We start from the raw sequence: 22,124 nt of genomic DNA on the forward strand, positions 1-22,124 counted from the left end.
ATCACCTATTGAACACGTTCAAGGCCCATGGTGAAAAAGTTGCAGGAATAATCATCGGGTTTGCGAGCGCCAGCGGTATCATGGCCAAACTGCGGTCGCGACCAGTCGCCTTCGGCAGGTACATTCATGAACCAGTCCAGTACCAGATGGCGGTTCATTACGCGCCACTCTTCCTCGCGCCGTTCAAATATGTCTAGATAACGACCGCAAGCGACCACGTTTAACGGTTCCGCATCCTTGGTTAGATGGTACGCGATAACGTAGGTCTCGGTTTTTGCTGAATCGCCGTCAAACTCAAAGAGAGTGTTCCCCAAAAAGTGAGTGGTCCTGTGCAGCGAGTGTAAAAACGGTGTGGCTTTTTCCAGAAGATCGATTGCTGTCCCGTCGAACATGCCAGCATGTTGATCACAGGCTTCCGGCCAAAAGCACTCCCTCCACAGATCGTTGTCAACACGGTCACTTGCTCGCGCGATGCGTGCGATGATCTCGCGGATGGCTTCACGGTCGACAAGCTGGGCACTAATTTCTGTAAGTTTTCTTGCCATAATATCCTCTTCCAAAAGAACGTTTCCGACACTGCTGATGCATTCTTGCAATTCTGGTCATTCGCGATCCGGGCTTTGCCTCGATCATGATGGGCTATGGCTGCATCCTCGGCACTTCTTATGCTGTTTGCGGGTCTATTTCTCCTGCGGTCGTGCAAAGCCAATTCGCTGCTCAGATCATCGGATCAACAACCATGATAGGAGGTTTTTGTAGGACAATCAAGGTATGACGATTTTGCATGACGGAACTTGAACTGTGGCTCGTCGTATGGCAACGAAAGGTATCCGATCGGCGAGGGGAAGTGTTCAACGCAAATGATTTTATAACAAGTGGCCTCAGAAAATAATAGCTAATTACTGTAAAATATTTTGAAAGAAGCCAATCGTTATCTTAATCTGGATTATATTAGAATATTGGTAATGAACAGGGTGTCATTAAAAATCACTAAAGATTAAAGGATACTTGTTTTAACTCTGCGCGGGTTCGATCTTTAGTTGTAATATATTAAAATATAAAGAAAGGAATGAGTGATGAAGGCAGTAAAGTACTCAGAATATGGAGGCGCTGATGTACTTGAATCTGTGGAGGTGCCCAAGCCTCATCCCGGGCCGGGGCAGGTGCGGATCGCCGTTCGTGCGGTGGGCGTTAACCCTATCGATACCAAGCAATTTTCAGGGCAATTCCGCGATTTCATGCCAGTAGATTTTCCAGCAGGGGTAGGAAAGGAAGCGGCCGGGATCATTGATGAGGTCGGTAAAGGCGTGTCTGGCGTTTCAATCGGTGATGCTGTTTTCGGTTTAGGCGCAGATACGCTGGCTGAATATGCGATCCTTGATAGCTGGACCCCGATGTCGGACAATATGCCTTTCGAGGTCGCGGGTGGGCTGGCTGTCGCAGCCGAGACCGCGCTACGCAGCCTCGAAGGGGTTGGCGTCAAGAATCTGGAAACCTTACTCGTAAGTGGTGCCGCAGGTGGTGTCGGTTCCCTTGTGATCCAACTGGCGTTGCATCGCGGCGTTACAGTTATCGGGACAGCGACCGAACCAAAACACGATTATTTGCGGGACTTGGGGGCTATTCCGACTACTTATGGGGAGGGGTTGACAGAGCGTGTAAAAGCCCTGGCCAATAACGGCGTCGATGCAGCATTGGATCTCGCGGGTGCTGGGGATATTCCGGAATTTATCGAGATCGTTGGAAAGCCGTCGCGCGTTCTATCCATATCAGACTTTTCCGCCCCCGAGTTTGGCGCTCAAATTTCCACTCAGCCGATGGACAACCCTGAACGTGCGCTCGCTGAGGCCGCACGGCTCTATTCGGATGGCGAGTTGAAGCTGCATCTTCAGGAGGTGTTCCCATTCGACAAGGCGCGAGATGCGTTTACGCTGAGCAGCAAGGGCCATGTCACCGGAAAGCTGGTTATATCGATTAAATCTGCGTAATTTTCGTCGGGATTCATTGCCTAAATAAGTCTGGGTCTCGGCAAGCAGCGAAGATCGAGCACGAAGCTAGGCTGAGGCCTCTGTCAGGCCTGGTTAGCCACGTTGGACACTCATTCGATAAATCAAGGGCTCGCTCTCTCATCAATGGGGTACACAAATAAATTCGATTTTCCATCGGCGCACAAACGGGATCGGGTTTATGATTCGTGCTTACGTCGTTGCGGAACGGCGCAGAGCGGAACCCGAAGAAGTTTCGCAACGACGTATATCATATTCTTTCGGCTTTGTTTCAGACTCAACCGCAGTTCTCGAAACGCCAGCTAATGTGGAAATAGGAATCGTCGAAATGTTTGAGGCGATGTAGTCGGGCTTTGTCGCCGCGATCAAAGCGTTCAGCACCGGTCTCTTTACATCCATCGCCTCGAACACGACTTCAATGACGAGGTCACAGTCGGAAAAGCCTCCCAGATCCACGGCGGTCCGGATGCGGGCAAGTGTAGGGGCGGACATCGTCCGCAGCATAGAATCCGCGCGTGGTGCCTTTGTCGAGCAGGACGCCCAAGCGTGCGATGGCACCTGCCACCGCGATGTCCATGCCGTCATGGACGATTTGCTTGGCCGCGGTCGCTACCGCCATGAGACCTGAAGCACACTGGCGATCGATGCTCATTCCGGCAACCGATGTCGGCATACCGGCGCGAATGGCTGCCTGGCGTGCGATGTTCGAACTGGTCGATCCCTGCTGCAATGCGCATCCCCAAACCAAGTCTTCCACGTCGCCTGGTTCGAGCCCGGCGCGGCTGACCGCGTGGGAGATCGCGTGCACAGCAAGTGCCTGTGGCTGTGTGTCGTTGAACGCGCCACGATAGGCCTTGCCGATAGGCGCGCGCGGTCGATACGATGACGGCCTCTCTCGATGACATTTTGCTTTCCTTGCTAGAACAAATTCAACAGGTCGCGTCGGCCGTGCGGATCATTCAGCCGGGAGATCGGGATCGACGAAAATATCGATCTCAAGCTCATGCTCAGGGTCGATGTGATATTGGGCGAAGTCGGTCTGACCGGCAGCGCGAAGCAGGTTTTCGTCGAGCACGAAGTTTCCTGAGTAATCCCGGGCCTTGCGGGTGAGCATGCGATGTGCGGCATCGGCCATGATTTCTGGCCGGCGAGACCGTCGGATCATGGCGTCGCCGCCAAGCGCAAACTCAACCGCAGCGATCGCGATCGTCGTTTTCGGCCACAGCGCGTTGAAAGCGATTCCTTCGGCGCGAAATTCTTCTGCCATGCCGAACATCACCATCGATATCCCGTATTTGCTGAGCGTGTGGGCAAGATGCTCCGCGAACCAGTCCGCCCGCATCGTGAGCGGCGGAGACAGAACGAGAACATGCGGGTTCTCGCTCTTGCGAAGTAAGGGCAGGCTGGCGCGCGGAACCATGAAAGTACCGCGCATGTTGATTTGCTGGATCAGGTCGAAACGCTTCGCCTCGATGTCTTGGGCCTTTGCCAGGCTGATCGCCGAGGCATTGTTAATGCAGATATTGATGCCGCCGAAATGCTCGGCCGCTTGCGTCACGGCCTGCTTTATCGCGATGTCGTCTCGAACGTCGAGCAACAGCGGCAGAGCCTTTCCTCCGGCGTCCACGATCGCCTGAGCCGCCGTGTATATCGTTCCTTCAACTTTGGTTGGGATGCGGTTTGGCGGTCTTGGCGGCAATCACAATGTTTGCGCCGTCCCGCGCCGCGCGCAGGGCGATTGCAAGCCCGATCCCGCGGCTCCCTCCGGTGATGAATAGCGTCTTTCCTCTAAGGCTGCTCATGACAGTACCCGTTTCCTGAGTGCTGGTCAGAATTGGTCGGTGGGTATGGAAAGGACGAGATCCGATCCGGCCACCACGGCCTGCAACCAGACCTCGACCTTGGGCAGTTCGGTTTCCGCGAAGAAACGGCACGCGCTGACGCGGCCATCCAGGAAGTTTGTGGAATGGCTTCCTTCCTGATCGGGAGAAAGGCTCGCCGCGTAAAGCGCTTGGTCGAGCCAGAGCCAGCCAACAACGAGGTGGCCGAAGCCGAACAGAAAAGGCGTGCCGTGGGCAATTGCGCGCTTGTCGTCATTTTCCGCTAGCAGCGTGGTAACCGCGCTTTCGGTGGCGGCAAGGGCTTGTGTTAGCATGTTCGCGGATGAAGTGAGCAGCCGATGGGCCCCGGCCTTCTCGATGGTGGCTCGAATGTCTTGCGCCAGCATGGCAAAGCTCGCGCCGCCATCGCGACGGATTTTGCGGCCGACGAGGTCGATGCCTTGAATCCCTGTGGTTCCTTCGTGGATCGGGTTCAGGCGATTGTCACGATAGAGCAATTCCACCTCGAAATCGCGGGTATAGCCCGCGCCGCCGTGGATCTGCAGAGCATGATGTAGGGAGACTTGCGCCCATTCGGATGGCCAGGTCTTTGTAACCGGAGTTATCAAAGCCAGTTTTTTCGCAGCCTCTGCGCGCTGGGCCTCGTTTCCGATGCTTTTCTGCTCGTCCACTAGGCGTGCCGAATAGAGCACCAGCGCCGCCGCGCCTTGCGAGATCGCCCTTTGCGTGAGCAGCATGCGACGAACATCAGCGTGCTCGATTATCGGCACCTGCGGTCCTTCGCCGCCCGCCAGATGTCGGCCCTGCCTGCGGTCGCGCGCATAGTCCAGTGACATCTGATAGCCCCGGCACGCCAGCATCGCGCCGGCGAGTCCCACTGAAATCCGTGCCTCGTTCATCATATGGAACATCTGTGGAAGGCCTTGGCCGATATTCCCGACTAACCAGCCGATCGCGCCCGCGACATCGTCGGGCTTGCACTTTCCTTCGCCGAAATTGAGGGCGCAATTGGGAATGCCACGATAGCCCATCTTGTGGTTCAGGCCGGCAACAGTGATGTCGTTGCGCTGCCCATCGGGCAGGATCTTGGGCACGATGAACAGCGAAATTCCCTTGCTGCCGGGGCGCAGGTTTCCGTCCTCGTCCGGCACCTTGGCAAGCACCAGATGCACGATGTTCTCTGTGACGTTGTGGTCGCCGCCCGAAATCCACATCTTGTTGCCGAAGATGCGAAAGCGCCGGCCCAGTTCATCGTCGCCGTCGGGCAGCGCGCGGGTCCGGATATCGCCCAGCGATGATCCTGCATGCGGCTCTGAAAGGCACATCGTGCCCATCATTTCTCCTACGATCTGCGGTTCAGCGAAGGCCGCCTGTTGTGCTGGGCTGGCATGGGCGCACAATGCCTGAGCATTGCCGAACGTCAGCAACTGGAACGAGGCGGTCGAGAGGTTTCCGGCCATCAGCAGGCCCAACGCTGCCGTGTGAACGATATGCGGCAATTGCAGCCCGCCGTACTCCATATCAAAGGCACTGGCGAACATGCCGGCGTCGGCCATGGTGCGTACGGCCTTGGAAACATCGTCCAAGACAGTGACTTCGCCATTGGCATCGAGATGCGGTTCTGTGGTGTCAGCGGCGCGTAAGTGCGGCGCGAGTTCATATTCGGATATTCGCGCTGCGGTCTCAAGGATCGAGACTATGTCATCCTCGCCGCAATGATCGAAGCGGGGGCGCTGCAGCAATAGGGGTAGGTCGAGCCATGACAGCAAGAACTGGAAATCCCGTTGATCGACAATCATCGCAATGCCTCTCCCATAATATTTAATAGGACTAAATAGTATGACGATCCTGAAGTCAATGCTCATTTGATGAGTGGCATTGCTTTGGCGCGCGACGCCGGTTCGAAAGGACAATGGAATCTGGTGAAGGTCAGCTCACCCGCAAATCTATGCATATTCGCCAAAGATCGCTTCATCGTGGGTGATGTGTGCACAGTCGCGCAGCGTTCAGTGGATCTTTTGTGTGTGAGGGCATGGGGCATGGCGTCACCTATCTAACCCGTGCAGGATATTGCGTGATCTGCGCGTCGTCGCTAGCGACCGTGGCGCCGCCTGACATCGTAATCTGCTGCACGGAGCGGCGATGCTCCGCCCGCTTCATGTTATTTGTGAGAGCTTAATCTGCGGTTGCAAACGCGTGATTGGGCAGGCTTGCGATGCGGGTGCGCGTGAACCCTACATGATCGCGCGCGGCTTGTTCGGCCCGTGCCGTATCGCCCGAAAGAATCGCTTCGGTCAGCGCGTTGAAATCGGAAGCGTCAATTGCATCTCCAGCGTTCTGAAAGCGGCGAAGCTGCGCGCGCATAATGTGCACTTGTGCGGCAGGGAACAGACGCTGCAACTCAGAATTGCCGCTTAATTGCACAATGCCGCGATAATAGTCTTCGCGCGCGGCGACAAAATCGTGAAATTGGCTCGGGGCTTCGGCGCGTTGCAGGGTTTGATGCCATTCCCGCAATCGATCGGCGTCTTGTCCCACGTGGATCGCGGCAGCCGCGCCGCGTGCTGCCAGAGCGAGCAGGGCTTCGACGATATCTAGTAAATCGTCGACTTCAGAACGGCTCATGATACGGACCTGTGCGCCGCGATTCGGAACTATACTGACGACGCCGGTCGATGTCAGGCGGTACAACACTTCGCGGATCGTGCCGCGGCCCACCTCGAACTGCTTCATCAAATCGGGCGCAACCAGCCGTTGGCCTGGAACAAGCGCGTTTTCGTAAAGCGCGCGCAATATCCCGCGATAGGCGCGCTCGGACGGGCTGCGCGGTTGGTCAGCATCGCCCTGCGGGCCTTCCGGCGAGGGGCCGGATGACCGATCATTCCTGGATTTTCCGAGGCTGCCCACAATTCCGATCCTTTGTATCTAGGCTGATCCGCAATGCCCGAACAGCGAGAGTAAACAACAAAGCCATGCCCCAGCAATCGGGCAAGCTCAATGGCTGGTGAATGATTTCTCGGCTCCCCCAGAACGGCGCTGCGGCCCTTGCGCATGGCGGGCAGTAGTAGCGGGGTCTGGCCGCTTGCCACGGAGGGTGTCGCCGTCATCGGTACACCGCGTCGTCGAATCACGAATTTTTGGCGGTTTTCCGTCGATTATGAGGTGGTGAGGCAGTCGCAATTCGCACAAAGAGCCGGGCGGGCACCTGGACCAATCTGGACAGATTTAGCCAGCTTTGGACGCCTCTTGTGTTATGATTTGTGACATCGTTTGATCGCCTCGTGTCGATCGAGGTAGTCATGGGAAAAGCCCGCAGTTTCAATCCTTCAGCCTGGATATGCTCAATTCTGGCAGGTGTTCGGACCCGCTCGTTGTGGGACTTTGTCTCATTGTCAGCGCCACCGGGAAAAAGACCTGGCGCTACCGACGCCGGATAGCCAGATCCGGCGCGATCGTAACTCTCACGCTCGGAACCTATCCCGCCTATACGATCCCGATGGCCCGCGAGTGGGCAAACGAGCTTAACCAGGCTATCGAGTGCGGCGAGGACCCGCGTGAGGCCATACGTGCCGAAAAAGCGCGGGAAAGCCTCACCGTGGAGAAAGTGCACACGATCTACATGGACGTCTTGAGACGCGGCGAGCGCAAGCAGCTCAAACCGCACACACTTTACGACAAGGAGGTTATCTTTACGCGCGACATCAAGCCCCGTCTCGGAAAGAAACTCCTGCTGGACCTCACCGAAAATGAGTGCTGGGATGCTGTTTACGACAAGGCGAAGGCATCAAAGGTTCGTGCCAACAAGATGGCCGGCCAATTGAGTTGCTTCCTTCGCTGGTGTGCAGGACGCGAAGGTCGAATGGCGGGTATCGAACTGGCGGCGCATCCTGCGCCGACGCTCAACTCCAACTGGTTCTGCACCGGCCCGCAGGCGAACACGCGCTTTCTCAATGACGAGGAACTGGAGTGGCTGTTCCGCGCCCTGTGTGATGAGGAACTGACCTATCGGCGCGGCTTCATCCTGCTGTTGCTCACCGCAGCGAGGCGGAACGAGCTGTTCGGCGCCTCGTCCGTCGAGATTGCCGACGGCGTCTGGACGCTTCCGCCGGAGCGGTCGAAGAACAATCAGGAAAATGTCGTTGCCCTTGGTCCTTGGGGGCGTCGGTTGGCCCGGACCAATTATGAATGGCTGTTTCCCTCGCCCCGCATCGACGGTCCGCAGTTCTATGGCTGGTTCAAGGCGCGCGACCGGATTCATGCCCGGATGGAGGAATTTGCCGGCCGGGAAATTGCGTCCTGGCATTTTCACGACTTCCGGCGGACGTTCCGATCGAACGCGTGCCGGCTTGGGATTGATCGCGACATCGCTGAACTGATGCTCAATCATAAGAAAAAGGGCCTCGAAGCCGTCTATGACACGAACGAGGAACTGGACCTTCGCGCGCAGGGCTTTGCGGCCTGGGAAACATTTCTTCTGTCGATAGCGTCAGCCGCAGGTGTCGCCGACAAGCTTGATGGACCCGCCGTCATATCGGTGCAGACCAGATTAAAAAAGCGTCGCGACCGCCGCCGTGCGAAGCCACGAGTCCCGGACGCGCGCAAAGCGCTGACCGTGCCCGCGCGGGTGCGGCCTGCGATAGCGGTTCGATAAGACGAGGGGCCCATCACTGTTGGAAAGGATGCCTCGATATGCCAATCCCGGCCACCGCTGCTATTCCGGTGGCTGTCGGCCGGAGGATGGTTGGTGCGGTCCGCTAACGGCTTTGCATCATGAAAGTGGCGTTATCATACAAAGCATACCCAAGCGGGGTCGGGAGGTGCGAAGGGCCCCTTCTTAACAGCTTTTCAGGGCATGGGCTCTTGGGGGATCATTTGACGCGATTTATCTACGCAGATGAGTCTGGGCAGATGTCGATTTTTCCTCCCGGCATGCGCATCTCGATATGACGAAGAACGGCGACGAGCGCTTCGTTCCGCTGTCGAAGACGGCGATGAAGCTGCAGAAGCTTGTGAAGCGTCCCTCTCTCTGGGCTGCCGTCATCCCGGTTCAGACGGGAAATTTCGACAAGATTTTCCGGACAGCCCGCCGAGATGCTGGTCTGATGCACATTCATTTTCACGACAGCCGCCGCGAAGCCGCCTCAAATCTACTACAAACCCAAGCCGGCCGATCTCGCCGCGCGTCTCGATGGATAATCACGATCCGTGCAAGGACATTATCGACGGCCATCGCAGCTAACGTCGACATAGTGGCCGTTCGAGATGTTGCGCGAGGGTAGCCAGGTTAATTCTGTAGCGCATTAGGCGGTTCAAAAAGCGCTCCGGCTTTTGTCTCTTGCGGCACGAGATCGAGGCAGTTTTTATAACTAACCATGACATGAATGTCGTAAGATGTCATAGAGACATGACAGGAGTTCATGTTCAATGATTGATATCCAGCCTCTGGCCATCCTGCGAGAAATTGACCGGACGGGCAGCCTGACCCAGGCTGCCGACAAGTTGTGCCTAAGCCAGTCGGCGGTCAGCCATGCGATCCGCCGTTTCGAAGAGCGCTATGGTGTCAAGCTTTGGGAGCGCGAGGGGCACAAGTTGCGTTTTACGCTTGCAGGAGAGTATCTTCTGGGTCTGGCGATGCGGGTTCTGCCTCAGCTTGAACACGGCGCGACCGTGCTTGAGGATTATGCACGCGGGCGGCGTGGCTCGATCCGGGTGGGAATGGAATGTCACCCCTGTCAGGACTGGTTGATGCGGGTAGTTGACCCTTTTCTGGCACAATGGCCCGATGTCGAACTGGATGTGACCACAGCCTTCCAGTTTGGCGGGCTGGCTGCGCTTCTGGGGCACGAAATAGACATTCTCGTCACTCCTGATCCGGTAGAGAGGCCGGGTCTCGAATACAGGCCGGTCTTCAACTACGAGCTGGTTCTCGCGGTTGCCGATACTCATCCGCTAGCCTGCAAGAAGCAGGTCGATCCGCAAGATCTGGCTAATGAGACCCTGATTACCTATCCCGTCGCCCGTGAGAGGCTGGACATCTACACCCGCTTCCTCGTCCCTGCCCATGCCCTGCCGCGTCGGCACCGCACTGTGGAAACGACCGATTTGATGCTGCGGCTCGTTGCCTCGGGCCGCGCGGTCAGTGCGACGCCTGACTGGCTGCTGCGCGAGGCCAAAGGGGTGAAAGGCGTGCGGATCGGCGAGGGAATTCCCAAAACCATCCATCTGGGCCATCGCACTGGCAAGGCCCCCGGTTATCTGGATGGCTTTATGCAGCTGGCGGTAAACGTACAGCTCTGACATTCTGCGCAAGGTTCATGACGCTGCGTCATGTTTTTCCTAAATAAAGTCATTTGAGTTCATGTTCTGCTTTGGCGACTAGGCTCTCATTCACTGCGCCAGGCAACAGAAAATGCCGCGCGCCGACGGATGAAAGGCAGACCCGATGCAGGCCACCAAGACAAGAGATGTCGCCTTCGCGATCCAGAACCTCCGGTTCGACGACACCTACGCCCCTGCGGACAGCACGCGGCTCACGACCAATTTCGCCAATCTGGCGCGCGGCGACTGCCGACAGGAAAACCTGCGCAACGCCATGCAGATGATCGACAACCGCTTCAACGATCTGGCGCACTGGGACAACCCCACGCGTGATCGTTACACGGTCGAACTCGACATCATTTCCGTGGAGATGGAAATCGCGGACGGAGCCGCGGCATTTCCGGCGATCGAAATTCTCAAGACCACGATCCTCGACCGTAAGACTGGCAAGCGCACGGAAGGCATCGTCGGCAACAATTTCTCGTCATACGTGCGCGATTATGACTTCAGCGTGGTGCTGCCCCGACACAATCAGGGGCGCGAGGGGTTCAGCGTTCCGGACGATTTCGGCGAGCTTCACGGCAGGCTGTTCAAGGCCTTCGTCGCGTCCGACGCCTTCAAGGCGCATTTCCGCAAGCCCCCGGTGATCTGTCTGAGCGTTTCGCATGCCAAGACCTATCACCGCACCGCGAATGAGCATCCGATCCTCGGCGTCGAATTCGAGCCCGACGAATCCTCGCTTACCGAACAGTATTTCCTGAAGATGGGGATGCAGGTGCGGTATTTCATGCCGCGGGGGAGCGCTGCGCCGCTGACGTTCTATTTCTTCGGCGACCTGCTGGGCGATTACAGCAATCTCGAACTTATCGGCACCATCAGCACGATGGAATCCTTCCAGCGGATCTATCGCCCGGAAATCTACAACGCCAACTCGGTAGCAGGGGACTGCTTCCGGCCCAGCCTCAAGCATCAGGACTATTCGCTCACGCGGATCGTCTATGATCGCGAGGAACGCAGCCGCCTGGCCATAGAGCAGGGCCGCTTTGCCGAGGAACATTTCATCAAGCCTCACGGCGAGTTCGTCGGCCGCTGGCTCGATACCCTTGCCGCCTGATCAGACGAAAGCAGATTTTCATGTCCCGATTGCTACCCACCTCGACGGCAGGCAGCCTGCCAAAACCCGCCTGGCTCGCCGAGCCGGAAAAGCTCTGGTCGCCCTGGAAAATGGAAGGCGACCAACTGGCCGAAAGCAAGCGCGATGCGCTTTTGCTATCGCTTGCCGAGCAGCAGCTCGCCGGAATCGATATCGTCAGCGATGGCGAACAAACCCGCCAGCACTTCGTCACGACCTTTATCGAACATCTCTCCGGCGTGGATTTCGAACAGCGCGAAACGGTCACCATCCGCAACCGCTACGAAGCCAGCGTGCCCACCGTGGTCGGCCCGGTCGCACGAGAGAAGCCGGTCTTTGGCGAGGACGCCCGTTATCTGCGTGCGCAAACCGGCGGACCGATCAAGTGGGCGTTGCCCGGTCCGATGACGATGGTCGATACGCTCTACGATGCCCATTACAAGAGCCGCGAAAAGCTCGCTTGGGAGTTCGCGGCCATCCTCAACGAGGAAGCCAGGGAACTTGAAGCTGCGGGCGTGGACATCATCCAGTTTGACGAGCCCGCATTCAACGTGTTCTTCAACGAGGTCAGCGACTGGGGTATCGCCACGCTGGAACGCGCGATCGAGGGACTGAAGTGCGAGACAGCCGTGCACATCTGCTATGGCTACGGCATCAAGGCGAACACCGACTGGAAGGCCACCCTTGGCTCCGAATGGCGGCAATATGAGGAAATCTTCCCCAAACTGCAGACTTCCGGCGTCGATCTTGTTTCGCTGGAATGCCACAACTCGCGGGTGCCGATGGATCTGATCGAGCTGATCCGCGGCAAGAAGGTGATGGTTGGTGCAATCGACGTGGCGAGCGACCGGATCGAGACGCCGGAGGAAGTGGCAGGCACCCTGCGCAAGGCGCTGCAATTCGTCGATCCCGACAAGCTCTATCCCAGCACCAATTGCGGAATGGCGCCGCTACCCCGAGAGGTCGCGAGGGGCAAGCTCAAGGCCTTGTCGGCAGGGGCCGAAATCGTGCGCAAGGAACTGGCGGCTGCACAAGCAAAACCCACGCATCACCAGGGCGAAGAAAGCTTCGCCGCAAGCTAGGCAAACGAGGATTTGATGTCTGATACCGCCGCCATCAACACGATCGACAAACGGGCCTTGCGGGATTGCTGCGGCCGGTTCGCCACCGGCGTCACGGTCATCACCACCCGCACCCCCGAGGGCGACCACGGCATGACCGTGAGCGCCTTCATGTCGCTCTCGCTCGATCCGCCGCTGATCTGTATCTCGGTCGACAATCAGGCAAAGATGCTGCCCCGGATCGAGGCTGCGGGGCGCTATGCGGTCAGTGTCTTGCCCGAACACATGCGCGCCCATGCCCTGCATTTCGCAGGGAAACCCGAGGCGGGCTTTACCGATTTGTTCGAGGAGCGACACGGCCTGCCGGTCCTGCGCGAAGCGGGCGCCGTGATCGTGACCGAACTCGTCCAGCGCATCCCGGCTGGTGATCATGTCCTGCTGGTCGGCCATGTCCGCCACCTGAGCCACGATCCGCTTGCCAGGCCGCTGCTCTGGCACGGCGGCCAGTTCGGCAGCCTCGCGGCCTGATTGCCCCTGAGAGACTCGCATGAACGCCCTGCTCAGCCGGTTGAGGCTGGATCCCTACATCCTTGCGATCATGGCTATGGTTGCTCTGGCCGCTGTCATCCCTGCGCAAGGAACCGGCAAGGACCTGTTCGATCACGTGGTGCGCGTGGCCATCGCAATCCTCTTTTTCCTTTATGGCGCGCGGATTGCACCGAGTGCGATCTGGGACGGCATCACGCACTGGCGGCTGCAAAGCCTGGTGTTTGCGACAACCTACGCCGTTTTCCCGCTGATCGGTCTGGGGATCGTGACGCTGGCTCCGGACAATCTCGACCGGGGGCTCGTCATGGGCCTGATGTTCGTCTGCCTGCTGCCCTCGACGGTGCAATCCTCGATTGCCTTCACCTCGATCGCGCGCGGCAATGTTCCGGCGGCACTGTGCTGCGCCTCGATCTCGAACCTTGCGGGTGTGGTCATCACGCCGGTGCTAGTGGCGGTGCTGCTGGGGTCCGCCCCGGGCGGGGGCGGGATGTCGTTGGGTTCAGTCAGGGACATTGCCGTACAGATCCTCTTGCCCTTCGTCGTCGGCCAGTTCGCACGGCCACTGATCGGCGGTTGGCTGGAGAGCCACAAAACCTTGACCATGCTGTTTGATCGCGGGTCGATCCTGCTGGTCGTCTATTCGGCCTTCAGCGCGGGGGTGGTCACCGGGATATGGAGCAAGGTGACGCCGCAGAGCCTCGCGCTCGTCATTCTCGCTGATTTCGTCATACTGGTGATGGTGCTGATCTTCACTACCCTCGTCGCCCGGCTGTTGCGCTTCAGCGTCGAGGACGAGATCGCGATTGTCTTCTGCGGCTCGAAGAAGAGTATGGCAAGCGGCCTGCCGATGGCGAACATCTTGTTCCCGGCCAGCGTTGTCGGTCTGATTGTCCTGCCGCTGATGCTGTTCCACCAGATGCAGCTGATGGTCTGCGCAGCGCTTGCCCGTCGATATGCCCAGCGACCGGACGAAGAGGCGCCAGCCGCGGTTGCCCCAGCATAGCATCTTCAGGCGTTGTCGCTATCGCTGCAGGTTTTTGCCGGTCGGAGGTCCGAAGGAAGGGCACGCAAGACGAGTTCAGGCGGCAATTAGGCTACTTACAACACGTCAAGTGTGATCCGTCGGCGGAACGTTATCGCGTTGGAGGCAGCTCTCCTGGCTCACAGGTCGAGGCTACCGTCGGAAGTTCAGCAAGCGGAGCGAACGGATGGATGGGCGTCCGATCGTGTACCAAGCGCACGCCAGCATTGCGCATTAGCAACACCTCAGGGAGCGCCGAATGCCTCAGTCCTACACGCTGGTCGTTCATTGTGTTGATTTCCGCTGAGAAGTGACCCGGGATTTTCATCAAGAAGTGACCCGGGTTGCGAGGGGGGGCTATGTTCCCCTTGTTTCGGGTTTGGTCAAGGGTCGGCTTATTTCCTTTTTGGTTGTGCTGTTGGCGGCGGAAGCCTTGAAGCGGAAGCTGTCGTTTCCTGTTTCGAGGATGTGGCAGTGATGGGTCAGCCGATCGAGCAGGGCGGTGGTCATCTTGGCGTCGCCGAACACGCTGGCCCATTCGCTGAAGCTGAGGTTGGTGGTGATGATGACGCTGGTGCGTTCGTAGAGTTTGCCCAGGAGATGGAACAGCAGAGCGCCACCTGATGGGCTGAACGGCAGGTATCCCAGTTCGTCGAGGATCACGAGATCTCGGCGGCATGCACTTCGGCGATGGTGCCCGGCAGGTTGCCATGCTGGATCTCGTTCCACCCTGCCAGGCATTGTTCTTCCAGCCATGCGTTGAGCGCTTCGAGATCGGGGAACGCGGACATGCGCTGCCACAAGCGCCGCCGGGCATCCTGGACGTTCTTCTCAACCTGGCCTTTCTCCCACCCGGAGGCCGGGTTACAGAACTCCGGCTCGAACAGGTAATGGCTCACCACCGCCGCAAACCGGGCGTTGACCTGCCGCGTCTTGCCACTGCCGATCCGGTCGACCGCAGTCTTCATGTTGTCGAAGATCCCGCGCTGCCGCACGCCGCCCAGGACCCGGAAAGCCTGCGTCAGGGCATCGAACAGCATCTCGTTGGTCTGCAGAGGATAGGCCTGGACAATAAACGCCTTGCTGTGCGACAGCTTGGTATGCGCTGCCTGCAGCTTCACCCGTTCGCCGGCAATGACCGCCCAGTCCTCGCTCCAGTCGAACTGGAACGCCTCGCCCGGTGCAAACGCCAGCGGCACGAAAGTCCCGCGTCCGCTGGTCTGCTGTTCATACTGCAACTGTGCTTTCCACTTGCGGGCGAACGCCGCAACCCGGCCATACGATCCGTCAAAGCCCAGATCCACCAGATCGGCATGCATCTGCTTCACCGTGCGCCGCTGCTTGCGTGACTTGCCCGCCTCGATCCGCAGCCAGCCTGACAGCTTCTCCGCATAAGGGTCCAGCTTGCTCGGCCGATCGGGAACCTTGAACACAGGTTCCATCACGTTGCTGCGCAGATATTTGCGGATCGTGTTGCGCGACAGACCGGTGCGCCGCTCTATCTCCCGGATCGGCAGCTTGTCGCGGAAACGCCAGCGCCGGATCACACTCAATAAATCCATCTCGATCACTCCATGTCGCCTCCAATCCTCCGATCGGAAGCCATTCAAACATGGGTCAAATCTCGATGGAAATTATCTCCTATCCCGGGTCACTTCTCAGCGGAAATCAACACCCAAAATATGGCTATAGTTGGATATCGATTTGTGAAACGTGGGAACAAATGTGAGAATAATATCCACGAATTTTAAAATAATATCATTGTAATAAAGCATTATTGTTTAATTTCAGGCGGACTACCTCTCCGCCATCTCGTTCTGCGCTACCGCGCTTTGCGCTACTTGAGCGCGCGGCTCCGAGTTCGAACTTCGTCCCGAACTCTCCGTCATTCTTATCCGGCCTGCCGCTTCGCTACTTGAGTCCTCTGACCTCTCTGTCACGTATTGTTGTCCGCCCCGGGAATACCGATAACAGTTTGCGTAGCTTACAACCTGCTATCGGTATGCCTTAAGATATATGGCGGGCGCGTTTGTTGCGAGGCTCTCGGAAGTGTTGATAGGGCGGTGATGGAGCCATGGCTTCAGTTCTGCCTTATCCTTCGGCAAGAAACCTGATCGAGAGATCGTTGAACATCCTGGCGCTGTCGACATTGGCGATATGGCCAGCGCCGTCGATACATATGAAACGCCCGTTCTGAACCTGCTGCGCCATGTCTTCGCTTATCGCAGGCGGAGACATGGCGTCCAGGCTTCCGCCGATAAACAGGGTGGGCACAGCGATGCCGCCAAGCCTGTCGCGAATGTCGAAGCCGACAATACCGCGCGCCACATGGGCCAGCGAAGGGCCATGAGCCGAGGCCGCGATGCCATGCCAGACCTGCCAGGTTTGCAGCCCTTCTGGCGATGCCTGGAAACGAGGCGAAACCAGCGAAGGCCATTGCTGTTCGAGCCGTGTAACAGGGCCGCCCGGCTGTTCGAATATTTGCGCCCATCCTTCGGCCATCGCGGCGAATTGTTCGCCCGATATATTGTCGAAGCTGTCAGCAACGATCAGTTTGCCGATGCCCAGCCGATGGCGCGCGGCAAGTTCGAGTGCAATCATGCCGCCGAGCGAAAGGCCGATAATGTCGAGATCTTCGATGCCGAGATGCCCCAGCAAAACTTCGATATCGTCGGCCAGGTCGGCGACACTGTGCGGCGCGGAAAGTCTGCCCGATGCGCCATGACCGGACAGGTCCGGTATGATGACTTCATAGCCGGCAGCCATGAAGACCGGAATCTGCGGGTTCCACGCCCGCCCCGAATTGCTGATCCCGTGGAGCAGGAGAACAGGCCGGCCAGCGCCGAAACGCATATAATAGATGTGGCGATCGGTTATTGGAAAAATGCTCATCGGAATTCTCCTGTCTGGTAATGGGGGAGGATAATGCGGTCGCCGGGTCGAAAACGTGCGGCAATCAGGAAAAGGGCGAGGCACAGGCCGGTCATCAGTAACCATGCCGGAGTGAGATCGTTAAGCTGCGCGCGTAGCAAACCGGCGGCGAACGGCAGAACCGCAGCGATCAGATAGCCTCCGCCCTGCACGAAACCGGCAATTGTGCCGGCCAGAGCAGCATTATCGGCATGGTCCATCGCGACGATGAGTGAGAGGGCAAACAGCGCGCCGATGCCGAGCCCCAGAAGGAGAGCGGCAGGCCAGGCCAGTGTCAGCGGAGCAGCAATCAGGGCGAGCAACCCGAAAAGCAGCGCAGCGATGGCGGCAAAGAGCGCCGCTCGGCGATCCTCAAGCCGGTCGATCCATGCGCTGACTCCAAGCCCGGCGATAACTTCGGCAAGCGTGACGAAGCCCAGCAGACCGCCCGCCGCATCGGCAGACCAGCCAAGGCGCGTATAGAAAGGCGGCAACCAGGCGAGAACCAGCGTATAAGCACCGGTGCCCAATCCGAAGAAGAGCAGCAACAGCCAGGCCCGGCGGGATCGGTGCAAGGCAGCGGCGCGGCGCGGCCGGCGAACCAGGCTGGTTTCGAACCGGCGGCTGATCGCTACCCAGACCGCGAGCGCTGCAAGTGCAGGCCCGAGCCAGACACCCAGAGCGCCCGGCCAGTTCAGCAATCCGGCCAGTGGCGGGCTCACTGTGCTGGCGATCATCGCGCCGCCCATGATCCCTGTGGAATACAGGGCCATCAAACGCGCGCTGCGTTCGGTGCAATATGTCCGGATTATGGCGGGCATGAGCGCTTGCACAAAGGCGATTCCCACACCGGCGAGGACAGCACTGGCGAGGAGGGCGGTGGCTTCCGGCGCTATCCAGCGGAGTGCGCAGGCCAGTGCGATAGCCCCCAGGCCAATCGCTATTCCCCAGCAATCGCCGAAACGGGTTCTGATCGAATCGCTGACCAGAAGGCACAGCCCCATAAGCGCGACCGGAATCGTCGTGAGCAGTCCTGCACCCGTATCGCCAAGCCCCGTCGCACTCTGGATCGGATCGAGCAGAGGGCCGATTCCGGCAAGTGCCGGGCGCAGGTTGCAGGCGACAAGAAGGATCGCAGCCGGCAGCGCCAGCTGGGTGGCACGCGGTGGCATGGCATTTCCAGACATGATCGAAGTTCAACTTGCCCGACAGGGCGGCTTTGATATATCTCTACATAGAGACATATATCTCTACGTCAAGATAAAGGAATGGAAATGGACCGGGCGAGCAAGGCGGCGAAGCAATGGAAGCAAGAACGGCCCGACCTCGATACGGGGCCAATGGTGCTTCTCGGTCGTCTTGGCGAAGCGGCGCTGATCATCGCTCGCGACAGGATCAATCCGGTTTTCGCCAGCTTTGGTTTGCAGCCGGGTGAGTTCGATGTGCTGGCAACGCTGCGCCGTTCGGGCGAGCCTTACGCGCTGAGCCCGACCGATCTTTACGAAGCCGCGATGATCTCATCGGGCAGTATGACCAATCGTATCGACCGGCTCGAAAAAGCCGGACTGGTCGAACGAGGCCCCAATCCTGCCGACAAGCGCAGCACGCTGGTCGCGCTTACGGCAAAGGGCCTTAGCCTTATCGACGAGGCAACAAATGCGCATGTGGCAAATCAGGCAGAGATCGTGGCTGGCCTGAGCGCCCCCGAGCAGGCGCAATTGTCAGAATTGCTGGCAAAGCTGATTACGTCTTCGCTGTGAAGATGTGGCTGGACAGGGTCGCCTCTTATTCACCGGTCAGGAGGGTTAGGATCGGGGGCGGATAAGGTGCCGTGTCGCGCATCGGGATCATGAGTTGAACGCGAAATCGTCGTCTCTTGCCGAACCCGTTATCGCCGAAAGGTACGAGCCAAAGTCAGCTATAGAATAGAAAGGTTAACTAATTGCAGCTTTACTATAAGTGCTTACAATCCCGATAGGTTGGGCAGAGTTAGCTTGGGGGTAAGAATGACTGCAGACGAGAAGACTTGTCCGGATTGTGCTGAGAATGTGAAGTCTGCGGCCAAAATATGTCGCTTTTGTGGGCATAAATTCGCTGAGCCTGGTTTACTCGAGCAAATGGCCGAGAACGCGGAGGAAGCAGCGCAAAAGCAAGTTGCCAAACTCGAGCAAGAAAAGGCCGAGCAAGACGCAGGGCTTGCTCGAGGTGAAAAACCGAAATTCAAATGGATGTCCGGCAAAGGCTGTTTGATTGTGCTTGCCGTGCTTTTCGGTCTCGTAATAATCAGCCAGATATCAAACCCACCAGTCGATCCCGCAGGCCATGAAGCTCGGGAAAAGACAATGGATCAAAAGGCTGACTCAGCCTCGGCTTTGGCAGAATCAGTCGACGATAATGAGGTCCCTCCACCTGCAGATCGCTCAAACTGGACTTACAACGAAAACGAAGATCGAATGCGAGGCCAAACTGTATATACTGCTTCCATTCGCAGTGAGAATACCGTCAACTTTGGGTTTCCCTACAGTGGCGCACAACGCATGACGATTCAGCTTCGTAAATCTCCTGCACATGGAAACGATGTCATCTTCTTCATCGAAAATGGTCAAATTATGTGCGATGTTTACGACTGTATCGGAGCAATCTCGTTCGACGGAAATACAGAACGACTGACTCTCGCACGCAGCGCAGACAACGATAGCACTATAGGTTTTGCGCGGTATCCAGAAGCAATAGCTCGGAAAATTAAGAGTGCTGACAAGGTCGCGGTGGAACTGAGTTTTTATCGAGAAGGGTCGCGGCAGTTTTTCTTCAATACAACAAACCTTCAATGGGACCGTTTCTAGATTTTATTCAAGCGCTTTCATCTCAGAGAGTGCGCAACGTCAGCAATGTTGTCGTGTCCTGTCAGGCAGGTTTCGGGCTGTCAGCCACGCTGGCGGTCACTTCGATAGAACGGCGAGTCAGTTGAAAATGGGCGAATGAGCCACTCGCGCCACTCCCATTACGAACACCATCGTCTGACATATTATTCGGTATCGCAGAGAATATAGCTGGCCGGTAATCGTGCGGGAACTGGCACAGGGGCATCTGATACGTAATGCTTGTACCGCTGCGCGGCGCGCCGCGCAGCGGTACAAGCAATTACGCGTTACCGGGGCGATAGCCCTGAGCCTGCTGTGAATAGGGCCATGGTTTGATAAGGGCACGCACTTCTTTTTGTACATGGGGTTCGACGCCCGGCTTCTTGCTGCCGCCGTCAGGTTCACCCCTGATTACCGTGACTTCTTTTTCCAGGTCTGCAGAGGCTTCGTCGATCATCGCAAGCGAGATCCACTGATTGCCCATGGACAGGAAGCATGGATAGGTCGAAAGCCCCGAAAGCTGACCGTTTATCATCACGGAATCGTAAGGATGGGCGGCATAATGAGCGTTGGGTGCTTCCATATATTTGCCGGGTGCATCGTTTAGAAGAATGCTCCGCTCGATTTCCAGTACGTCTTCGGCTTTCCATTCGAGTGTCACTTTCTTGCGATGCGGCTGGTCGGCCAGCGTCTCAAGAGCTTCCTTGCCGATGAAATCGTGATTGAAGTCGATCAGCCGTCCGTAATCGATATCCCATGGTGTGAGATAATAATCCTCGATATTTTTCGAGACGAAACTGCCGCCAATCGATCCGTTCGCTTCAAAACCGTCGGCGGGAAGCCATTCGCGATAGCCGCGCATCTTCTCATCGGTGAAGATGGCGGGAAGGGGAGAGGGGATCCAGCCCGCTTCGACAGCGCAAGTGCCATAAGCGCGGCCGCCGACCAGTTTCAGCCCGAAATCCTGCCCGACTTCCTCGATCGTGTTGCGCACTTCATCGCGCAATTCCCAAGGGCCCCAGAATTCGAGGCCGGGGGCGCCGGCGAAAGAATGTGCCAGAGCGCGAAGCGTATGCCCGGCAATGGTGATTTCGCCCATATTGAAGAATTTGGGCTTTTCCAGATTACCGCCATTGAGCTTGTCGAGCAGATCCCAGGCATTGGGGCCCTGGAGTTCGAACCGGAAAGTCTTGCGCGGCTGTTTGTTCTGAACAGAGCGCTGATCGAGTTCGTAGGAAACGTCGTAATCGCCCGTTTCGATAATGTAGCGTATCCAGTTGGCGACCGGCGGACGTCCGACAATATTGACTTTGTCATCCTCCAGACCGAACAGCACCATGTCACCGATCACATGGCCGCTATGGCTGCAACAGATCAGCTGCTTGCCTTTGTTGCGGCCGTAATTCTTGAAAGAATTGACCCCGACTTCCGAAAGCAGGCGGATCGTGTCCGGCCCTTCGACATAAAGGTCGGTCATATGCAGCGACTGATCGAGCAGACCGACCGTCTCATGCCATGAACGCTGTTCATCGCGCCAGTTGGAGAATTGTGACTGAACGGGATATTGATAAGCCCCGACGGGTACGTCCCGGAGCCATTCTGCCGGATTACCCAGCGTGTCGATCTTTTCCTGAAGTGTTTTGAATCGGGGGGCCATCTATAGCTTTCCTCTCATTTATCGGTCGCTGCTCGCTCCGATGGATGAAGCAACGATCATTGATCTGTCAGCACGATATTGTAATGTCAATATCGTGCTGACAGGCTGACATCCGGACGCGACGGACAGAGAAGATGGCCCGGTGCCCGCCTTGTCACCACAGGCGCATGCAGTATGATAGGAATTGCAACAGTTTACCTTACAATTCTCTCGTTGGACCGCCTGATAATGAGCCATTGCGACAGGCAGCTTGAGCTGTCGAAATTCCTGCCCTTTTATATCAGCGCCATAGCAGGGCGATGGAATGCCGTGTCTTCCAAGGTCTATCGTTCGCATTTCAATCTGGGGATCGGTGACTGGCGTGTGCTGGCTGCCCTCGCTGCTCTCGGTTCCGCAACATCGCATCAGATCTTTCATCTGACCAATATGGATATCGGGGCGGTCAGCCGTTCGATGAGAAAGCTCAATGAAAGAGGGCTGGTGGAGCGCGTTGCCGGTCGCTTCCCCGGCCATAGCAAACCCTGCCGTTTAACCCCGGCAGGGCAGGATATATATTCCGAAGTCGAAGCGGTGGCTTTGGAAAATGAAAGGCTGCTGACCCGGTCCATTAGCGATGAAGACAGGGATGCGCTGCTGGCGATCCTGTCTCGCATCTATGCCAGTCTGGATGCGTTTGAGAATGATCGTCGCAATATGGATGACCCTGCCTGATCTTCGGCATCGTTCCGGCGAAACCCGCTTCTCAATCGCTCAAACGACATATGGCTG

At 57.5% G+C, this 22,124-nt stretch carries 20 protein-coding genes and 3 pseudogenes; 11 read left to right on the top strand and 12 right to left on the bottom strand.

Annotated features, from left to right (window positions below; translation table 11 throughout):
- Positions 1-5 precede the first annotated feature (5 nt).
- Positions 6-545 (bottom strand): nuclear transport factor 2 family protein, encoded by a 540-nt coding sequence (locus D6851_RS00815; protein ID WP_120322981.1) that lies wholly within the window; start codon positions 543-545, stop codon positions 6-8.
- A 531-nt stretch (positions 546-1,076) separates the two neighbouring features.
- Between D6851_RS00815 and D6851_RS00820 the strand changes: the two genes are divergently transcribed.
- The gene (locus D6851_RS00820; protein WP_120322982.1) at positions 1,077-1,988 is read left to right on the top strand and encodes an NADP-dependent oxidoreductase; all 912 of its coding nucleotides are present in this window, start codon (positions 1,077-1,079) and stop codon (positions 1,986-1,988) included.
- A 210-nt stretch (positions 1,989-2,198) separates the two neighbouring features.
- Here the strand turns inward: D6851_RS00820 and D6851_RS18330 are convergent, their stop codons facing one another.
- The 6 genes from D6851_RS18330 to D6851_RS00845 form a co-directional block, all read right to left on the bottom strand.
- Complete coding sequence (locus D6851_RS18330; protein ID WP_420797069.1) at positions 2,199-2,510, bottom strand: 3-hydroxyacyl-CoA dehydrogenase NAD-binding domain-containing protein; 312 nt, start codon at positions 2,508-2,510, stop codon at positions 2,199-2,201.
- Positions 2,434-2,868 (bottom strand): thiolase family protein, encoded by a 435-nt coding sequence (locus D6851_RS00830; protein WP_420797081.1) that lies wholly within the window; start codon positions 2,866-2,868, stop codon positions 2,434-2,436. The genes D6851_RS18330 and D6851_RS00830 overlap by 77 nt, the downstream gene beginning before the upstream one ends.
- A 93-nt stretch (positions 2,869-2,961) precedes the next feature.
- Positions 2,962-3,633 (bottom strand): SDR family oxidoreductase, encoded by a 672-nt coding sequence (locus tag D6851_RS00835; protein ID WP_420797070.1) that lies wholly within the window; start codon positions 3,631-3,633, stop codon positions 2,962-2,964.
- 31 nt (positions 3,634-3,664) lie between these two features.
- Entirely contained in the window at positions 3,665-3,808 is a 144-nt protein-coding gene (locus D6851_RS18145; protein WP_147395399.1) for an SDR family NAD(P)-dependent oxidoreductase, read from the bottom strand.
- 26 nt (positions 3,809-3,834) lie between these two features.
- A complete protein-coding gene (locus tag D6851_RS00840) occupies positions 3,835-5,646 on the bottom strand; it encodes an acyl-CoA dehydrogenase family protein (protein ID WP_120322984.1) in 1,812 nt (603 codons plus the stop codon).
- A 376-nt stretch (positions 5,647-6,022) separates the two neighbouring features.
- Complete coding sequence (locus tag D6851_RS00845) at positions 6,023-6,754, bottom strand: GntR family transcriptional regulator (protein ID WP_120322985.1); 732 nt, start codon at positions 6,752-6,754, stop codon at positions 6,023-6,025.
- 466 nt (positions 6,755-7,220) lie between these two features.
- Between D6851_RS00845 and D6851_RS00850 the strand changes: the two genes are divergently transcribed.
- From D6851_RS00850 to D6851_RS00880, 7 genes and pseudogenes are all read left to right on the top strand, one after another.
- On the top strand, positions 7,221-8,498 hold the full coding sequence (locus D6851_RS00850; protein WP_183029931.1) for a tyrosine-type recombinase/integrase: 1,278 nt from the start codon (positions 7,221-7,223) through the stop codon (positions 8,496-8,498).
- 262 nt (positions 8,499-8,760) lie between these two features.
- Positions 8,761-9,126: pseudogene (locus D6851_RS00855) on the top strand (tyrosine-type recombinase/integrase); the annotation flags it as partial.
- 145 nt (positions 9,127-9,271) lie between these two features.
- Entirely contained in the window at positions 9,272-10,144 is an 873-nt protein-coding gene (locus D6851_RS00860; RefSeq protein WP_120322988.1) for a LysR family transcriptional regulator, read from the top strand.
- Positions 10,145-10,289: 145 nt separating this feature from the next.
- Positions 10,290-11,279: a DUF1852 domain-containing protein gene (locus D6851_RS00865; RefSeq protein WP_120322989.1), complete on the top strand. Its 990-nt coding sequence runs from the start codon at positions 10,290-10,292 to the stop codon at positions 11,277-11,279.
- 20 nt (positions 11,280-11,299) lie between these two features.
- Positions 11,300-12,379: a methionine synthase gene (locus D6851_RS00870; RefSeq protein WP_120322990.1), complete on the top strand. Its 1,080-nt coding sequence runs from the start codon at positions 11,300-11,302 to the stop codon at positions 12,377-12,379.
- 15 nt (positions 12,380-12,394) lie between these two features.
- Positions 12,395-12,886 (top strand): flavin reductase family protein, encoded by a 492-nt coding sequence (locus D6851_RS00875; RefSeq protein ID WP_120322991.1) that lies wholly within the window; start codon positions 12,395-12,397, stop codon positions 12,884-12,886.
- A gap of 19 nt (positions 12,887-12,905) precedes the next feature.
- On the top strand, positions 12,906-13,910 hold the full coding sequence (locus tag D6851_RS00880; RefSeq protein WP_120322992.1) for a bile acid:sodium symporter family protein: 1,005 nt from the start codon (positions 12,906-12,908) through the stop codon (positions 13,908-13,910).
- 375 nt (positions 13,911-14,285) lie between these two features.
- On the opposite strand, the pseudogene D6851_RS00885 reads toward D6851_RS00880, so the two are convergent.
- The 4 genes and pseudogenes from D6851_RS00885 to D6851_RS00900 form a co-directional block, all read right to left on the bottom strand.
- Positions 14,286-14,603 (bottom strand): annotated as a pseudogene (locus D6851_RS00885) (ATP-binding protein); the annotation flags it as partial.
- Positions 14,594-15,490 (bottom strand): annotated as a pseudogene (gene istA, locus D6851_RS00890) (IS21 family transposase); the annotation flags it as partial. The pseudogenes istA and D6851_RS00885, both read right to left, overlap by 10 nt.
- Positions 15,491-16,019: 529 nt before the next feature.
- Positions 16,020-16,820: an alpha/beta fold hydrolase gene (locus D6851_RS00895; protein WP_120322993.1), complete on the bottom strand. Its 801-nt coding sequence runs from the start codon at positions 16,818-16,820 to the stop codon at positions 16,020-16,022.
- On the bottom strand, positions 16,817-18,010 hold the full coding sequence (locus tag D6851_RS00900) for an MFS transporter (RefSeq protein WP_120322994.1): 1,194 nt from the start codon (positions 18,008-18,010) through the stop codon (positions 16,817-16,819). The genes D6851_RS00895 and D6851_RS00900 overlap by 4 nt, the downstream gene beginning before the upstream one ends.
- Positions 18,011-18,112: 102 nt before the next feature.
- Between D6851_RS00900 and D6851_RS00905 the strand changes: the two genes are divergently transcribed.
- Positions 18,113-18,598 (top strand): MarR family winged helix-turn-helix transcriptional regulator, encoded by a 486-nt coding sequence (locus D6851_RS00905; RefSeq protein ID WP_120322995.1) that lies wholly within the window; start codon positions 18,113-18,115, stop codon positions 18,596-18,598.
- Positions 18,599-18,844: 246 nt separating this feature from the next.
- Positions 18,845-19,681, top strand: coding sequence for a zinc ribbon domain-containing protein (locus tag D6851_RS00910; protein WP_120322996.1), 837 nt, complete (start codon positions 18,845-18,847; stop codon positions 19,679-19,681).
- A gap of 298 nt (positions 19,682-19,979) precedes the next feature.
- On the opposite strand, the gene D6851_RS00915 is transcribed toward D6851_RS00910, so the two are convergent.
- On the bottom strand, positions 19,980-21,356 hold the full coding sequence (locus D6851_RS00915) for an aminomethyltransferase family protein (protein WP_120322997.1): 1,377 nt from the start codon (positions 21,354-21,356) through the stop codon (positions 19,980-19,982).
- A 174-nt stretch (positions 21,357-21,530) separates the two neighbouring features.
- Between D6851_RS00915 and D6851_RS00920 the strand changes: the two genes are divergently transcribed.
- Positions 21,531-22,067, top strand: a complete 537-nt coding sequence (locus tag D6851_RS00920) for a MarR family winged helix-turn-helix transcriptional regulator (protein WP_120322998.1) — start codon at positions 21,531-21,533, stop codon at positions 22,065-22,067.
- Positions 22,068-22,124 lie beyond the last annotated feature (57 nt).

Source organism: Altericroceibacterium spongiae, from assembly GCF_003610805.1.
Classification (GTDB): Bacteria; Pseudomonadota; Alphaproteobacteria; order Sphingomonadales; family Sphingomonadaceae; genus Altericroceibacterium; species Altericroceibacterium spongiae.

Bases quoted from the DNA above. Each gene is read 5' to 3' on its own strand.
- D6851_RS00900 (WP_120322994.1), bottom strand. From the start codon at position 18,010: ATGCCACCGCGTGCCACCCAGCTGGCGCTGCCGGCTGCGATCCTTCTT.
- D6851_RS00915 (WP_120322997.1), bottom strand. From the start codon at position 21,356: ATGGCCCCCCGATTCAAAACACTTCAGGAAAAGATCGACACGCTGGGT.
- D6851_RS00860 (WP_120322988.1), top strand. From the start codon at position 9,272: ATGATTGATATCCAGCCTCTGGCCATCCTGCGAGAAATTGACCGGACG.
- D6851_RS00820 (WP_120322982.1), top strand. From the start codon at position 1,077: ATGAAGGCAGTAAAGTACTCAGAATATGGAGGCGCTGATGTACTTGAA.
- D6851_RS18330 (WP_420797069.1), bottom strand. From the start codon at position 2,510: ATGCTGCGGACGATGTCCGCCCCTACACTTGCCCGCATCCGGACCGCC.
- D6851_RS00865 (WP_120322989.1), top strand. From the start codon at position 10,290: ATGCAGGCCACCAAGACAAGAGATGTCGCCTTCGCGATCCAGAACCTC.
- D6851_RS00905 (WP_120322995.1), top strand. From the start codon at position 18,113: ATGGACCGGGCGAGCAAGGCGGCGAAGCAATGGAAGCAAGAACGGCCC.
- D6851_RS00880 (WP_120322992.1), top strand. From the start codon at position 12,906: ATGAACGCCCTGCTCAGCCGGTTGAGGCTGGATCCCTACATCCTTGCG.
- D6851_RS00870 (WP_120322990.1), top strand. From the start codon at position 11,300: ATGTCCCGATTGCTACCCACCTCGACGGCAGGCAGCCTGCCAAAACCC.
- D6851_RS00920 (WP_120322998.1), top strand. From the start codon at position 21,531: ATGATAGGAATTGCAACAGTTTACCTTACAATTCTCTCGTTGGACCGC.
- D6851_RS00815 (WP_120322981.1), bottom strand. From the start codon at position 545: ATGGCAAGAAAACTTACAGAAATTAGTGCCCAGCTTGTCGACCGTGAA.
- D6851_RS00895 (WP_120322993.1), bottom strand. From the start codon at position 16,820: ATGAGCATTTTTCCAATAACCGATCGCCACATCTATTATATGCGTTTC.
- D6851_RS00875 (WP_120322991.1), top strand. From the start codon at position 12,395: ATGTCTGATACCGCCGCCATCAACACGATCGACAAACGGGCCTTGCGG.
- D6851_RS00840 (WP_120322984.1), bottom strand. From the start codon at position 5,646: ATGATTGTCGATCAACGGGATTTCCAGTTCTTGCTGTCATGGCTCGAC.
- D6851_RS00910 (WP_120322996.1), top strand. From the start codon at position 18,845: ATGACTGCAGACGAGAAGACTTGTCCGGATTGTGCTGAGAATGTGAAG.
- D6851_RS18145 (WP_147395399.1), bottom strand. From the start codon at position 3,808: ATGAGCAGCCTTAGAGGAAAGACGCTATTCATCACCGGAGGGAGCCGC.